This is a genomic window from Flavobacterium sp. PLA-1-15 (genome assembly GCF_049060005.1).
Lineage (GTDB): Bacteria > Bacteroidota > Bacteroidia > Flavobacteriales > Flavobacteriaceae > Flavobacterium.
On sequence record NZ_JBMGQS010000001.1, the window covers coordinates 205,532 to 220,676 of the forward strand.

Genomic DNA, 15,145 nt, shown 5'->3' on the forward strand with positions numbered 1-15,145 from the left:
TTTCTGTGGTGGATAAAAAACAGCGTGATGAAAAAACGGACTGTCAATAACCAGATGCCCATCAAGCAAATTGCCCATGAGTTTGGCTTTACGGATGAAAGCCATCTTTCGAACTACTTTAAGAAGAAAAAGAACATCAAGCCAAGTGAATTTAAAAAGCAATAGTGGTCTATGAATCAGGTAATTGTTTTGATGTATTTATCACATTTTCTAGTTTTAAAATTTTGAAAAAATATGAATTCAATTTTTTTATAACATCGCTTAATATTTTAGAACAATAAACCTGCAAATGCTTAACATTTTTATAATGGAAAAATATTTTCAATCAATTAAAAATCTCTACCTTGCAAGGCTTTTTAAATTAAAAAAAATGAAATCAAAATTTACAATTAACCCTATTGTAGTATTACTTTTTCTTATTGTTTTTTCTTCTCAGAAATCTTTTGCACAGTGTTTTCAAATTGAAAGTATTTTGGTTGCCGCGTGTAGACCTGGTGGTCCTGAAACTGAAGGATTCAATGAAATGGTTCGTTTTAGAGTAGGGGCAACAGCTGTTAATACAAGTAACCTAAGTGTAAACTGGGTTACCAATAATCTTTGGCAAGGGCTCGTTCAAAATGCAACTACTACCGCAAAAGTTGCAACGCTAAATGCTGACATTGATGCAGCAGGAGGTTGCGGAAATCTACTTCAGCCAACAAACGGGGTGCTTCCAGCAAATGCTCCAGTCATCTTGGTTACAAGTCATACGATGGATACCAATTCCAATTCATTTGGAGCATTAGCAGAAGATACTTATATCATTTTTCAAAATAATTCTAGTACAGGAAGTGGGCATTTCACGAACTATGGTACAACTAATATTATGAAAACTTTCACAATGAGTTTTGGGGCAGGATGTAATGATACTGTTACATACAACAGATCTTTACTTATAAATCAAAACGGAGTAAATGCAGATGCACCAGGAGCTACAGTAAATTTCACGGCTGCAGGAGTAGCTTCTTATGTAAATTATGGCTGTTCTGCACCGATACAACCTTTTACGGTTAATGCAGGTCCGGCAACTATGAACGCTTGTGCTGGAACTACCATCAATTTAGCTGGTACAGCTCAGGGACAGCAATCTGTAGCTTGGACAGCAGCAAGTGGGACTTTTGCAAACACTTCCAGTTTAGCAACTACTTATACCATTCCAGCCAATGCTGCTGGTCAGGTTATTACACTTACATTAACCGCTACCAATACTTGTGGAGCTAATGTAGTAGATACTATTGCATTGACAGTAGGAAATAGTGTTACACCAACATTCAACTTACCAACTACGCTTTGTAACGGAGCGGTTGCACCGGTTTTGCCTGGTACTTCTACAAATGCAATTACTGGAACTTGGTCGCCAGCCACAGTAAGCAATACTGCAAACGGAACTTATATCTTTACACCAACAGCAGGACAATGTGCTTCAACTTTCACATTGAATGTTACAATAGGAACTACAACTACGCCAACATTTTCATTGCCAACAGCAATCTGTTCAGGAGCAACAGCTCCGGCTTTGCCAACAACTTCAAATAATGGAATCACAGGAACTTGGTCGCCAGCAACGATCAACAATATTGCAAACGGAAGTTATACTTTTACACCTGCTGCAGGACAATGTAGTACACCTTTTACATTGAATGTAGTGATTAGCAACAGCATTACACCAACATTTACCATCGCGAATACATTCTGCAGTGGTACAACAGCACCGATTTTGCCAACAACTTCGAATAATGGAATTACAGGAACTTGGTCGCCATCTGTGGTAAACAATACTGCAAATGGAGCTTATGTATTTACTCCGGCGGCAGGACAATGCGGAACTACATTTACATTGAATGTAGCAGTGACTACAACAGTTGCTCCAACATTTACAATTGCCAATAATTTCTGTAACGGTACAGTTGCACCAATTTTACCAACAACATCAAACAATGGAATTACGGGAACTTGGTCGCCAGCAACAGTAAGCAATACAGCAAATGGTAACTATGTGTTTACACCCAATGCAGGACAATGCAGCGCACCCTTTACCTTGAGTGTAACGGTAAATCCTATCGTTACACCAACTTTTGCAATAGCTACGACACTTTGCAGCGGAACTACAGCTCCGGCTTTACCAACAACTTCAGACAATGGAATTACGGGAACTTGGTCGCCAGCAACTATTAACAATACAACAAATGGAGCTTATGTGTTTACACCAAATGCTGGACAATGTAGCGCACCTTTTACTTTGAATGTAGCGATTACTAATTCTATTGCACCAACATTCACAATTAATGATACTTTCTGTAACGGAGCAACAGCTCCAATTTTGCCAACAACATCAAATAACGGAATTAATGGAACTTGGTCTCCAGCAACTGTTAGTAATACCGCAAACGGAACTTATGTGTTTACCCCAACAGCAGGACAATGTGGAGAGACATTTACTTTAACAGTAACGGTTACGCCAAATGAAACTCCAGATTTTGCTACAACACTAACAATCTGCAACGGACAAACGCCTCCTGCTTTGGCAACAACTTCGCCAAATGGTGTGGTAGGAACTTGGAGCCCATCGTCGATAGACAATACCACAGCTGCAAGCTATGTATTTACACCAAATGCAGGACAATGTGCCAATCCTTTGACTTTGCAGGTAACACTTAGTGCTTTTGAAATTGATTTCGATCAAAGATGTGTAGGAACTGATTTCGTAGTGACAGCGCTTCCTCTAAATAATTCATTTGATCCAAATACTGTGAATTACCTTTGGAAAGACAGCCAAGGAGTTACGGTTGGAACCAATGAAGAGACTTTGAATATTACTGATTTGATGAGTGTTGCTTCAATCACTTTTCCAGCAACCTATACCGTAACTATAACAAACACTGCCGGATGTTCAACAACCGACAATGTAGTTATCTTCGGTGCTTTTTGTAGAATCCCAAAAGGAATTTCTCCTAATGCTGATGAGAAAAACGATTCATTTGATTTGACAGGCCTTGGAGTTGATGAAATAAAGATCTACAACCGTTATGGAACAGAAGTTTTCCACCAGAGAAACTACACAAATCAATGGAGAGGACAAACGGATAAAGGAGATGAATTGCCAACAGCAACCTACTTCTATGTAATCAAGAAAAATACAGGAGAGAACATTACGGGCTGGGTATATGTCAACAGGTAATTTCCAATAAATATTTTTATAAAATTTAAAAATAGGTCCGACTTTGTTGGGCCTATTTTTTTTTGTAATTAAGGTTCAGTTTACATGTAGCAAATTCATAAAAAACACATCAGATGTTGATATTTTCAGGTGAGCAAAATAATTACTTTTAAACTACAACTAAATAGAAACCTATCTATGAAAAAGCCCAATAAATTTCCCGAGCAGAAGCAATCCCTTCCTGGCGAGGAAGCAATGATGACGCCGCAACCTGAAGTAATCAACGCAAATTATAAAGGAAGCGAAAAACTAAAAGGCAAAATTGCTTTGATAACGGGTGGCGATAGCGGAATTGGTAGAAGTATCGCCGTTCATTTTGCTCGAGAAGGAGCAGCTGTAGCGATACTGTATTTAAATGAAAAGACAGATGCCGAGAACACAAAAAAACTTATTGAAAAAGAAAATCAAAAATGCATCCTTATTGAAGGTGATTTAAAAGACGAAAAGTTTTGTCAATCTTCTGTTCAAAAAGTTATCAAAGAATTGGGAGGATTGAATATCGTTGTCAATAATGCAGGGCTTCAATTTTCCGAAAACAAAGTAGAAAACATTACAAAAGAGCATTTGCAGGAAACTTTTGAAACCAACATTTATCCGTTTTTTTATATTGTCAAGGAAGCACTACCACATCTTAAAAAAGACGATACCATAATCAACACCACTTCAGTAACGGCCTATCGTGGAAGTGAACACTTGTTGGATTACTCCAGCACAAAAGGCGCCATTGTCACTTTTACACGTTCATTGGCAACGATGCTGGCAAAAAAAGGAATCCGTGTAAACGCTGTTGCCCCAGGACCAATCTGGACACCGCTCATTGTAGCCACTTTTGATAAGGTTTCAGATTTCGGACAGGACACCCCAATGGGCAGGGCAGGGCAACCTTCTGAAGTTGGACCCGCTTATGTTTTTCTGGCTTCCCAAGACAGCAGTTACATCACAGGACAGATCATCCATATCAATGGTGGAGAAATTGTTGGCAGTTAGGTAATCCTTGTAGTGTTTAAGGATTTTACCCATTTTTCTTTACCGCAACTGCCACACAAATGTTTGTCTGTCTGTTCAATTACTTCTGTAGTGCCACAAAAGGCACAGGAATAATTGTCCGTTTTCATAATCTGTACATGCTGTTCTTCATACAGGTGCGGTAGTATCGGCAACCCATACTTCACATCTTCATCTTTATAATAGTAAAGACTGATTTCGCCTGAGATTTCAATGTAAGCCAACTCAATCTGACCAAGATGGGAAACACTATATTGTCTCATTTCACCAAAAAATTCGTCATAACCGATGGGTTCGTTTTTGAAATTTGTAATGGAGAATTTACCATCTTTAATCAAACAAATAGGAGTTCCTTCTATCATTTTTTCTATCCTATCGCTTTTAAAAACTAAATAGGTGGTCAATTTATAACAGAGGATAATCATTATAAAAACGGTAAAGGCACTGAGTATTCCCACTTCCTTATAAAACATTGGGTCGCCTGCAGCCGAACCCAAACTGATGATGATCACTAATTCAAAAACCGAAAGTTGCTTGACACCTCTTTTTCCAAGGATGGCAAGTGCTATCAAAATAGCGACAAACATTATAACAGTGCGAATGGCAATTTCAATTAGAAAGATCCATTCCGTTTCTCCTTTTAAAATTTTATCGAGCTCAAAGTCTGAAAATAAAAGCATAATGATAGTGTTGGGTTTAACGATTCTAATGTACAAAATTGTACAACACAAAAAAGGACAACTGGGTGAGTTGCCCAATTATCCTTTTGCAATGTCAAGGATGAGATTAAATGTTGCGATCCGTACTCAAATCGTCTTCAGACAGATCATCATCTTCATCAAAATCACTTGTATTCTTCAATTCCTCTGCATCCTCTTCATCGGTTGAAGCATATGCATCATCCTCTCCGCCGCCGTAATTTCTTGAATCGCTGTTCCTTCTATCTTCCTCGCTGTTTCCAGTGGTTTGACGGTTACCACCATTGTTTCCAGAGTTAAAATCTCTTTCACCTAATCTGCGATTTTCATCATCATTTTCGTAGGTGTTCGCACTTGATTCATTTCCATCAGGATGACTAGACAGTCGTTCGTCATCATTTGCGTGTTCATCTGTGCCACTTAAACGCTCAGATTCATTTCCGCCCAACTGTTGTCCTTGATTTCTTTGTAAATCCTGGTTTTGATTCTGACTTTCACGGCTGTCTTGACCGTAATTGTCGTTTTGGTTTGTGTTCATAGCAATAAATTTTTAAATGATTAATATTTCAAATGTATAAACATCAATTTGCTAAACATTATAAGATAAAAACTCATAGTTGTGTAATTAACATGTTGATAATTAATAGTATAATGTTTACTGTAATCTTGTAATGTTCAGTTGGAATACTATAAATTATTCCTGTTGAGATAGTAAATCTTTGTGGGCATAGAATAAATATTCATTATTAATTATCAAATAAGACTGTTATGAAAACAAGCACAACTAAGACTGCAGCAACGAAAACGACCGCAGCAAAAAAAACAACAACTGCAAAATCTTCAACAACTAAGAAGACGGGCACAAACGGAACTGTAAAAGCAAAATCAAATGCCGCCGAGGGATTAAGATCTTTATTTGAAGACAGTTTAAAAGACATTTATTGGGCAGAGAAAGCGCTAACAAAGGCATTGCCCAAAATGGCAAAGAATGCAACTTCACCAGAGTTAAAAGCTGCCATAGAGAACCATTTGTCTGAAACAGAAGAACAAATCACACGTTTAGAGAAAGTGTTTGAGGCCGTTGGTAAAAAAGCTGTCGCAAAAAAATGTGATGCTATGGATGGACTCATAAAAGAAGGAGAAGGCATAATGGAAGAAACAGAGTTGGGAGTAGTAAGGGATGCAGGAATCATTGCCGCTTCGCAAAAAGTGGAACACTATGAAATAGCTACCTACGGAACCCTATATGCATTTGCAAATATTTTGGGAGAAACAGAAGCCGCCGAATTATTAGCGACCACATTAGAGGAAGAGAAAAATGCAGATGTTAACCTAACCGAAATTGCGATGGCATCAATCAACATTGAAGCGGCAGATCAGGAGGAAGAATAACAATAATTAAAAAAAGAAAACCTGCCTAAAAGCAGGTTTTCTAATCTAAATTAATCTATAAATCATTATTATGAAAGCATTAGTATTCCATAATCCAAAAAATGTAAGTGTAGACAATGTAGATGATCCACACATAGAAGAAAGTACAGATGTTATCCTAAAAGTAACCTCTACGGCAATCTGTGGCTCAGATTTGCACATCTATAACGGATTTATTCCACAACCTCAAAGCATGGTGCTTGGTCATGAGTTTATGGGAATTGTAGAGGAAGTAGGTTCGGGTGTTTCCAATCTAAAAGTAGGCGATAGAGTTGTTGTGCCGTTTCCGGTTTCCTGCGGCACCTGCCATTTCTGCAATATGAACCTTCCTACGCATTGTGAAAACTCCAATCCAGACCATTACGGACCAGAAGGAGGTGTAGCAGATGGCAAAGGAGGCGGAATGTTTGGTTACACAGACTTATACGGAGGATACAGTGGCGGTCAGGCCGAATACGTTCGTGTTCCCTATGCAAATTTTGGTCCCAGAAAGATTTCTGATGCCCTTACAGACGATCAAGCTTTGTTCCTTACGGATATATTTCCTACCGGATGGTCCGCCATCGATTGGGCAGAACTTAAAGGAGGCGAAACCGTCGTAGTATACGGTTGTGGTCCTGTCGGAATTATGGCCATGAAAGCCGCATGGCTCCAAGGTGCAGGACGTGTTATCGGGGTAGACACCCGTGACTATAGATTAGAAATGGCAAGAAAAGCTGCAAACGTTGAAACAATCAACGGAGAAAAAGAAGATGCTGTTGAAGTGATTCGAAACCTTACCAATGGTTACGGAGCAGATGTTTGCGTAGATGCAGTAGGGATGGAGGCCGATCATGGATTTCTGACAAAAGCTAAAAACTTTATTCAAGGAGAAGTGGGGACCATGCGGGTTCTGGAACGTTGTATGGATGCCGTTCGTCGTGGCGGAACTGTAACTGTTGTTGGCGTATATGGTACGCCCTATGATAATTTTCCATTGCACCAATGGTTTGACAAGGGCATAAAATTAAAGGGAGGACAAGCTTTAGTTCACAATTACATCGACCATCTGATAGATTTGGTAGAAACTGGAAAAGTGACCTTGGAAGATATTATTACTCATAAAGTTCCATTACATGAAGCCGCCAAGATGTATGATATATTCAATAAAAAGCAAGACAACTGCGTAAAAGTAGTTCTTAAGCCTTAAAGTGTTCAGTTCAGAGTATAACTAAAAAAATATCATGAAAATGAAAAACACAATAGTAGGATGTATGCTGATGGGAGCGTTGGTTACTTCCTGTAAAGACAGTACTGTTGCATCACCTGCAAATGAAAGGATGGAGAAAAATCATCCAACAAGTGATAACAATTCATCCACCCAGCAGGTTGATACTACTTCGGTAATAAAAGATTCCCTCATTGATCACAACATGAAAGGGCAGCGTGACACACATGGGAAAGATACAGATGCTGGAAGGTAAATATTGTAATACTATAACTTTCAAGCGAAATCTTATAATATTTAAGAAATGTTTAGGTATATTTTTGCTTTAAACCCTATTAGTACTACCAAATTTTAAATGAACATGAAATCAGTAAAAATCAAAATCTTAACCTATTTGGTTCTTGCCCTATTTGCGGGATTCATTACAGGTTCCTGCGAAGATTGTGACGACGGTAATAACTTTGAAGATGAGCAAAATACCACAGTGACCGACAGTCTTTCAATCCTATATTGATAATAGGATATATGCAATTAAAAAAGGATGCCTCAAGGCATCCTTTTTTAATTTATGATAGTACATCACATCATTATAGTAGTAATTTTATATTTATTTTATTAGATTTATTTGATAAAACTTACAATATGAAGTCTATCGTCCCCAACTTCTACCTCATATAAGCAGTTTTGGTTTTTTAGGATCAGGAAATACAAAAGCAGGAAAGCAGGCAGTCGATAGCCCATGCAAAGCCATTGGGTAGTGAAAAAGATGCCAGTTAAGAAAGCAACTTAAGCCAAAAAACTCCTGCCGTATGGCAATGAGCGGATCATACTTAGTGTTCTGGTAAATGATTCATCAGATTTTAAAACTTTAATCAACCAACATACTCAAGTAGCTAAATCCCCATCAAAAAAATAGGGGAAACACCTAGTCTGAAAATTGCTATAATCCCTACGTTTGAAAACCCTTAAACAACAAAACAAAAACCCCTAAAAAAACAATCATGGTTACCGCCCTATCAAACATACCCAAAATCCACTTCAACGGAACCCCTACACAATGCCTCCTTTTTGGCCACACCGTCGAAGTCCTGCAAAGCATCCATTCCCTGCACCGAACCAATGCCGTTGCCGAAGAACGCAACAGCAATTTCCGCCTTGAGGCTGATATTTTCTACCACGCAATAGAACACCTCATGCAGTCAGAGGCCTTTTCACACGAGCAACTAATAATCTATTTCCAAACCCAGATTTCCTTAGAAGAATTCCACCGCACGCTCCCAGACGAGCTTCAGGTGACCTTTGAAGCCCATCTTCCCTATGCCGTCGATTTCCTTCTCCTGGGCATGAGCAGTGCTACCTATACACAAATGGAAAAAGAAGAACGGGCCTATCTGCACCAGCAATATGAAATACTCCTGTGGGAACTCCTTCAAAAAGACCTTGGCCTCACAGAATTCATTGGCGCCTCCCAAAACCTTTTTGTCGAATATGTAACCTACAAGCAATCCGTATAGGTAATTTTAAAGCCTCAATAAAATAAATCCAGTCTTGTCATTATACAGAGGAGGAATGAATAAACCAATACACACATATTCAGAGAAACACCATTTGATAGTAAAAAAAATCACAGAATTAGTAAGTTTTTTTGTAGGAATCCTATACATTTGCCGCACAAAACAATACCCCTACATTTAAAGCCATCCAGAAAGAGATTCATAATAAGAATCAAACCAAAAATACACAAAAATGTACGCTTACTACAAAAACACTCTTGCAGGAGTAATCCTGCTACAAGTCCTTGTGCTCACAAGTTGCCAACATAATACGGGATCCGTGACACCCCAAGGAGTAAATACTTTAGCGGTATCGCACCCAGCACCCTCAATCAAGAAAAGCAAAATGGCCAGTAGCATCGACACCATGAGTCATTCCAAACCACGTACACGCAAATACGGAGGTTATACCTATAATTACGATGTAAAGGGTAAGGACCTCTCAGGCAATAGTGTTACAGGAAATGTAAATATGTACGGCAGATACGGAGTAGGGACCCTACTTGATAAAAACAAAAATAAAGTAGATGTAAGACTGCAATGGGTAGGAGAGACCGAACTTGAAGCAAATGACTGTGATGGAAATTCTTGGAAGTTAAAAGTGGAGTAGGTTTGTTTGCTGACATCACCCCACACCTTCATTGTGAGGAATGAAGCAATTGCATCCTTAATTGTCGGGAAATTTTGTCAACTTTGTGGAAGTTGATTCTGGGATTGCTTCGTTCCTTGCAATGACATTACAACGTTGTGGAAGGTGATTTTGGAGCTGTTTTTTTTATCCTAAACTACAATTCCCACCAAATCCCCCCAAAAAAAAATTAAAGCCCATAAGTCAAAACAAATAAAACACAAGTCAAAACATAAATCAACGTACTCACTTTGCTGTTTTTTAGGGAGTAGCTAAAAATGTAAGCTATTGAAAATCAATAGTAAATGGATACGCAAAAAAGTGAGTATCAGCTATTTTATAAAATAGCTGATAAAGACAAAAAAACGAGTCGAAATTATTTTTAGGTTTATCAACATCAATAATCATAAACCTAAACTTAAAGAAAACATTATGGCTTCAGAAACAGGACACTACAAAAACGTTGCAAACGGATTGTTATTAATTGAAAGGATTGAAACATTTCCATCAGAGTATAAACCTTCAAAGAAAAAGATTACACTGGTAGAGCTAAAGGACTACCACGAAAAAGGAAATAACTATATTACAGAGGTTCAACAGGCGAAAGGTAACTGGTCGTTGATTGTGGATGGAAGACAGCAAGGGTTTAGGGGCATCAAGAAATTCTCTACCCGCATCATGGGGATTCTTTCGGGAACTAACATGACTAAAAAGGAAATTGAAACTGCAAGGGCTATCAATGTAAAGATTCAAGGTGTTAAATTGATCAAGCCAAAAGAAGTGGATATCGAGAAGGAGGCCAACGAGCCAGAGGCTAAGAAGCACTCGGCATCCCGCCAGAGCTACGATAGCCTTTATGAGAATTTTTCGGATTTGATAGAACTGCTTACTATCTGCCAAGGGTATGACCCAGTTGTTGACGAGTTTAAAATTGTTAGTTTAAAGGGTTATGCTAAGGGATTATTGGACTATAACAGCCAGATGGCGCAGGCAGAAGCAAAGATTACGGATATCAGAGAAAAAAGAAATGTTTTTATGTATACTCCAGAAACTGGGTATGTAGACGTGATGCTTGATGCGAAGAGCTTTATCAAAGGTTTATTTGGGGCTGACTCTGAAAAATTTAAAAATATCAATAAAATAAGCTTTAGAAATATTCGATAATAGTTTTAAAGACTTAGGTATGTTTGAAATAAAGTGCTTGCTTTTAATTTTAAAGTGAGTGCTTTTTTTTTTGAAGTGGGTGCTTTTTATTTTAAAGTGCCTGCTTTTTTTTTTGAAGTAGGTGTTTTTTATTTTAAAGTGCTTGCGATTGGTTGTTTGATAGTTGCGTTTGATTGTTTGATAGTTGCGATTGATTGTTTGATAGTTGCGTTTAGTTGTTTGATAGTTGCGATTGGTTGTTTGATAGTTGCGTTTGGTTGTTTGATAGTTGCGTTTGGTTGTTTGATAGTTGCGTTTGATTGTTTGATAGTTGCGCATGGCTGTTTTATAGTTGCGCATGGCTGTTTGATAGTTGCGATTGGTTGTTTGATAGTTGCGTTTGGTTGTTTGATGGTTGCGATTGGAAAAATGAGTAGTTGTTTTGCTTTAAGTATAGAAAAGATAGAGCATTGGTTCTTTTAGGATGCTTTTAGGGGTATTATGATCAAGGTTTATAGCATTTAATACTGAAATTGGATTCAATCAATTTGAATGTCCATAACCGTATCCATAACAATTTTAAAAATTACAGGAACAAGAATCTTATCGCTTTAAAGAAAAGTGCGAACGAAACTGCCTCGGTACACCCAAGTTGGTATACTGCAGGACAAACCAGTAATCCGTAGCAGGAAGCAACTGTCCGTTATAAGTACCGTCCCATACTTCGGCATTTTTTAGGTTCAAATGCTTGATCAATTTGCCATAACGGTCAAAGATGTCCACCTTTGCACCGTGCTGAAAAAACAACTCCTTGATGGTCCATGTGTCGTTATAGCTGTCGTTATTCGGGGTAAAGAAACGCGGATAGCCTATCACGAGTACATCATTTTTAGTAACTGCTTTTGAACAGCCATCGGCATCCAGCATCGTAATAGAATGAAGCCCTGCCGTTACATGATGAAAAATAGGACTGCTCTGAGGAGCGCCACCATCCAACTGATACAAGTAGTTGCCACTACCAGCAGGCACGACCGTCACGGTTTGGTTATCAGAAAAATCAGTATCAACCGACCAATCAAAAGAGAGTACGGCAGGGGTTACTATGGTAGCGGTAATGGTTTGCATGGAAGCACAGGCAGTAATAGCAGGGGTAAAGGTATATGTGCCATTTGTAGTTATGTCTACTACGCTTGGCGACCAAGTACCCGGTATTCCGTTAGGAGAAACAGCAGGCAATAACGGCGCGACACCTTCTTGGCAAATTTCAATATCATCAAAATCAGGCGCAAACGAACCGACATAAATTGTTACCGAAATGGCAATCCTAGGGCTTTCGCAAAAACCAACCGACTGACTGCAATAGTAGATAAAGGTGCCGAGTACCGAAGTGTCAATTACAGGAGGTATGCTCGATGGAGTACCGCCTGTAGCATTTTGTCCGTACCAGTTTAAGGTAGCCCCCGGCATGGCGGTAACGCCCCATTCATTATCGGTAGCATTCTGGCACACTGCAATAGCAGGAAAAAGAGCGACTGGAGGTTGGGTTACCAATGGCAAATTCAAATCGGCCATAAAGGGTGCGCTCACGCAATTTGTCAAGGTATTCTTTACCGTTACCGGATAAATAGCAGGAGGCAGGTTCAGAAAATCCTGACTCGCCTGATAGTTAGTTCCATCAAGGCTATACAGATAATCAGGATTTAAGGGGCTAGAAACACGGATGCTGCCTGTTGCGCTACTGCAAGTACCCAAAGAAATAGCCACTGAGGGAATAGGCGGGATGTCCAATGGAAGTATGTGAAGCACAAAATCCTGCGTGCAACCCGTAAGCAGGTTGGTAGCCGTTGCCGTATATGTGCCGCTCGAAAGTGTCGTAGCAGGATTGGCAGTGTTGGGAGCCAAGGTAGGACCGTTCCAAACCAGCGAAGTATTGGGCGTAGTGCTGTTCGCCGTCAAGTTTACCTGGCAGTTGACAATGGTTTGTACCGCCGTAACATCAGGTTGTTGCAATCCAGCGGTACTAAATGTCAGCGTGTTTCCCGTACCGATACAGCCCAGCAGATTATTGCGCAAGGTAACGGTATAAGTATTCGAAGCTAGGTTGTTGAAAACCGGACTCGCTTGAAAAGTAGTGCCGTCGAGGCTGTATTCAAATTCAGTTCCCAGTGGTGCATCAACGGTAATCACTCCCTTAGGAACCGTACAGGTAGGCTGTTGGGTGATGCTCGCGACCGGAATGTCGCAAGGTGAAAAGGAATTCTTCAGAAGGCTCGCAGGCGCAAAACAACCTGCATCAATTGGAGCTACCGTGAGCAGTACCGCATCGCCGGCATTCAGACCGTTAACGGTAAAATCAGTAGCCGTAACCGTACCACCGCTGATGGGCGTGCCGCTGTTGATGGTATAGCTCACACTATAGCCTGTAACCAATGGCAGTGCTTCCCAATCGAACGCTACCGTCGAAGAAACTGTTGAAGAAGCCGTGAGTGCTACTGTAGTTGTTGGTGTTACTGTAACGGTTGTTTCATTGCTAAGGCATTTTTCTGCCGCTTCAAAAACGATGTCGTCTATGGCAAATTCGTTTCCGTCAAAGTAGGTGTTTACATTGTTGATGCTGATGTTGGCCCTACTATTAATCCATCCCGAAAAATAAGTGAGCGAGTATTGAACCCAATCATTACATCCGGTAGTTGAAGGTGCTGGAAAAAGAATGATATTCTGAATCGTTCCGTTAATAATTACAGTAATATTCGCAGGATTTATGGCAGAAAGTGATTTTACCCAAAAGGTTAAGGTGTAATTTGTAGTAAGTTGAACGGGTACGGTTTGTATCCAAACGGCATGACCACCACCATCATAAGCACGGTTAATGCCATTAACAACAAGCATGTTTCCCATTCCAGTAGTATGGTCGCCACAGACAGGAGTGCTTGCCCATACAGCTGGATTATCTACAACGCCATAGGCGCCAGGAGCATTTTCAAAATTGGTAGGATAATAATAATGACTGGAGCCAAAGCCTACATTCCCCATCGAAAAATCACCATTGTAGATTAAATTTCCCGTAGTGGTATTGTCTATTGACACGGCCTTATAGGTAGTGGTTACAGAAGGACTCACGGTTACGGTTGGGGTACTGGTAGTTGGCAAATCGCTATCATAAGGTTGTGAGCTCCAATAATAAGGAGTGGTACTGCCACTGACCTGAAGAGTGGTGGTGTCGCCATCACAAATAGTTATATCTGGGCTTATCGTCAATGCAGATGTCAATGGTTGTATGGTTATTGGGTGGGAAACTATTGTTCCGTCGCCATCGGTAGCGGTTAAAGTATAATTTCCTGGCTGTAGATTGTCAAATGGACCTACTGTATTGGAATAAGAAGGTCCTACAAGCGATACTGAAATAGTACTTTGATTGCCGCCACTGGCATACCAATCGAGCGAAATCCCTCCCTGGCAAGTACTCTGAAATAAAGCATAGGTTACCGTAAAAGGCCACTGCTCCCGCAATAAGGAAAGCTCGTCCAAGGCAAAATCATTTCCTACCGCATTAGTATTGAAATTCCAAAGGTTGATGTCTACACAATCTGCCGTAGCTTCAAAACTATAGGACACTTTCAGCCATCCATCTGCCGGGAGAGGTGCGACGGTACTGCCGGTTAGTAAGGTAATATTGGAAGCATTTGAAAAATCAATCCGAACATCTGCCTGTGTTGCAGGACCGGTTACCAAAGCAGTTGCCGATCGTATATAATAAGTAAAGGTATAGGTAGTTCCGGGAGTTAGCCCACAAAAACCGTTTCCACCATAACCACCTTTCCAAAAGTATTGATGTGGTATTGTACTTCCATCAATCAGCAACGTGCTACCACCGCCTTCTGTCATATCATCTATCGGGATAAAGGCAGTATTGAAAGTATCGGGTTCATGATAGACCGTGCTTTGTCCAGGCAAAGTGCTTCCTGTGTAAGGAGCATTCAGATAGACATAGTCAGTAGTGGTAACATTATGGTTCGTAATCCAAGTCCAAGAAAAATCTCCCTCCATGTTACCACCATTGATAATGTTTTGTTGTGCAAACAGTTCAGCGGAAAATAGGAGAGCCAGCCCAAATAGGCAGCAAGAAACTTTACGGAGTAGAGTAGTTAACAATCTCAATAGAATACAATTAGGGTTGAAATTTAATGTTTATTAAATCAGAAATAACGTTCTAATTGGAGCTAA

Annotated in this window: 14 protein-coding genes; 11 read left to right on the plus strand and 3 right to left on the minus strand. The window is 39.8% G+C overall.

Annotation, left to right across the window (positions count from 1 at the left end; all coding sequences use genetic code 11):
- The first annotated feature begins 27 nt into the window (after window positions 1-27).
- The 3 genes from ACI6PS_RS00930 to ACI6PS_RS00940 all read left to right on the plus strand — a co-directional run bounded on the left by ACI6PS_RS00930 (window position 28) and on the right by ACI6PS_RS00940 (window position 4,243).
- On the plus strand, window positions 28-165 hold the full coding sequence (locus tag ACI6PS_RS00930; protein WP_421010661.1) for a helix-turn-helix domain-containing protein: 138 nt from the start codon (window positions 28-30) through the stop codon (window positions 163-165).
- Window positions 166-370: 205 nt separating this feature from the next.
- Window positions 371-3,217 carry a gliding motility-associated C-terminal domain-containing protein gene (locus tag ACI6PS_RS00935; RefSeq protein ID WP_421010662.1) on the plus strand — a complete coding sequence of 949 codons (2,847 nt, stop codon included), beginning with the start codon at window positions 371-373 and terminating at the stop codon, window positions 3,215-3,217.
- A 177-nt stretch (window positions 3,218-3,394) separates the two neighbouring features.
- Window positions 3,395-4,243: an SDR family oxidoreductase gene (locus tag ACI6PS_RS00940; protein ID WP_421010663.1), complete on the plus strand. Its 849-nt coding sequence runs from the start codon at window positions 3,395-3,397 to the stop codon at window positions 4,241-4,243.
- On the opposite strand, the gene ACI6PS_RS00945 is transcribed toward ACI6PS_RS00940, so the two are convergent.
- The gene (locus tag ACI6PS_RS00945; protein ID WP_421010664.1) at window positions 4,240-4,941 is read right to left on the minus strand and encodes a DUF421 domain-containing protein; all 702 of its coding nucleotides are present in this window, start codon (window positions 4,939-4,941) and stop codon (window positions 4,240-4,242) included. The genes ACI6PS_RS00940 and ACI6PS_RS00945 overlap by 4 nt on opposite strands.
- A gap of 106 nt (window positions 4,942-5,047) precedes the next feature.
- On the minus strand, window positions 5,048-5,497 hold the full coding sequence (locus tag ACI6PS_RS00950; RefSeq protein ID WP_421010665.1) for a hypothetical protein: 450 nt from the start codon (window positions 5,495-5,497) through the stop codon (window positions 5,048-5,050).
- 230 nt (window positions 5,498-5,727) lie between these two features.
- Between ACI6PS_RS00950 and ACI6PS_RS00955 the strand changes: the two genes are divergently transcribed.
- From ACI6PS_RS00955 to ACI6PS_RS00990, 8 genes are all read left to right on the plus strand, one after another.
- A complete protein-coding gene (locus ACI6PS_RS00955) occupies window positions 5,728-6,351 on the plus strand; it encodes a ferritin-like domain-containing protein (protein WP_421010666.1) in 624 nt (207 codons plus the stop codon).
- A 70-nt stretch (window positions 6,352-6,421) separates the two neighbouring features.
- A complete protein-coding gene (locus ACI6PS_RS00960) occupies window positions 6,422-7,579 on the plus strand; it encodes a zinc-dependent alcohol dehydrogenase (RefSeq protein ID WP_421010667.1) in 1,158 nt (385 codons plus the stop codon).
- A 40-nt stretch (window positions 7,580-7,619) separates the two neighbouring features.
- Complete coding sequence (locus tag ACI6PS_RS00965) at window positions 7,620-7,853, plus strand: hypothetical protein (RefSeq protein ID WP_421010668.1); 234 nt, start codon at window positions 7,620-7,622, stop codon at window positions 7,851-7,853.
- Window positions 7,854-7,958: 105 nt separating this feature from the next.
- Window positions 7,959-8,111 (plus strand): hypothetical protein, encoded by a 153-nt coding sequence (locus ACI6PS_RS00970; protein WP_421010669.1) that lies wholly within the window; start codon window positions 7,959-7,961, stop codon window positions 8,109-8,111.
- A gap of 487 nt (window positions 8,112-8,598) precedes the next feature.
- Complete coding sequence (locus ACI6PS_RS00975) at window positions 8,599-9,111, plus strand: hypothetical protein (RefSeq protein WP_421010670.1); 513 nt, start codon at window positions 8,599-8,601, stop codon at window positions 9,109-9,111.
- Window positions 9,112-9,430: 319 nt separating this feature from the next.
- A complete protein-coding gene (locus ACI6PS_RS00980) occupies window positions 9,431-9,760 on the plus strand; it encodes a hypothetical protein (RefSeq protein WP_421010671.1) in 330 nt (109 codons plus the stop codon).
- Between the two features lie 450 nt (window positions 9,761-10,210).
- Window positions 10,211-10,942, plus strand: coding sequence for a hypothetical protein (locus ACI6PS_RS00985; RefSeq protein WP_421010672.1), 732 nt, complete (start codon window positions 10,211-10,213; stop codon window positions 10,940-10,942).
- A gap of 33 nt (window positions 10,943-10,975) precedes the next feature.
- Window positions 10,976-11,404, plus strand: a complete 429-nt coding sequence (locus ACI6PS_RS00990) for a hypothetical protein (protein WP_421010673.1) — start codon at window positions 10,976-10,978, stop codon at window positions 11,402-11,404.
- Between the two features lie 120 nt (window positions 11,405-11,524).
- Here the strand turns inward: ACI6PS_RS00990 and ACI6PS_RS00995 are convergent, their stop codons facing one another.
- Window positions 11,525-14,968: a T9SS type B sorting domain-containing protein gene (locus ACI6PS_RS00995; protein WP_421010674.1), complete on the minus strand. Its 3,444-nt coding sequence runs from the start codon at window positions 14,966-14,968 to the stop codon at window positions 11,525-11,527.
- Window positions 14,969-15,145 lie beyond the last annotated feature (177 nt).

Excerpts from the sequence above, each read along its gene's own strand:
- ACI6PS_RS00930 (WP_421010661.1), top strand. The coding sequence starts at position 28 with ATGAAAAAACGGACTGTCAATAACCAGATGCCCATCAAGCAAATTGCC.
- ACI6PS_RS00935 (WP_421010662.1), top strand. The coding sequence starts at position 371 with ATGAAATCAAAATTTACAATTAACCCTATTGTAGTATTACTTTTTCTT.
- ACI6PS_RS00940 (WP_421010663.1), top strand. The coding sequence starts at position 3,395 with ATGAAAAAGCCCAATAAATTTCCCGAGCAGAAGCAATCCCTTCCTGGC.
- ACI6PS_RS00945 (WP_421010664.1), bottom strand. The coding sequence starts at position 4,941 with ATGCTTTTATTTTCAGACTTTGAGCTCGATAAAATTTTAAAAGGAGAA.
- ACI6PS_RS00950 (WP_421010665.1), bottom strand. The coding sequence starts at position 5,497 with ATGAACACAAACCAAAACGACAATTACGGTCAAGACAGCCGTGAAAGT.
- ACI6PS_RS00955 (WP_421010666.1), top strand. The coding sequence starts at position 5,728 with ATGAAAACAAGCACAACTAAGACTGCAGCAACGAAAACGACCGCAGCA.
- ACI6PS_RS00960 (WP_421010667.1), top strand. The coding sequence starts at position 6,422 with ATGAAAGCATTAGTATTCCATAATCCAAAAAATGTAAGTGTAGACAAT.
- ACI6PS_RS00965 (WP_421010668.1), top strand. The coding sequence starts at position 7,620 with ATGAAAAACACAATAGTAGGATGTATGCTGATGGGAGCGTTGGTTACT.
- ACI6PS_RS00970 (WP_421010669.1), top strand. The coding sequence starts at position 7,959 with ATGAAATCAGTAAAAATCAAAATCTTAACCTATTTGGTTCTTGCCCTA.
- ACI6PS_RS00975 (WP_421010670.1), top strand. The coding sequence starts at position 8,599 with ATGGTTACCGCCCTATCAAACATACCCAAAATCCACTTCAACGGAACC.
- ACI6PS_RS00985 (WP_421010672.1), top strand. The coding sequence starts at position 10,211 with ATGGCTTCAGAAACAGGACACTACAAAAACGTTGCAAACGGATTGTTA.
- ACI6PS_RS00995 (WP_421010674.1), bottom strand. The coding sequence starts at position 14,968 with ATGGAGGGAGATTTTTCTTGGACTTGGATTACGAACCATAATGTTACC.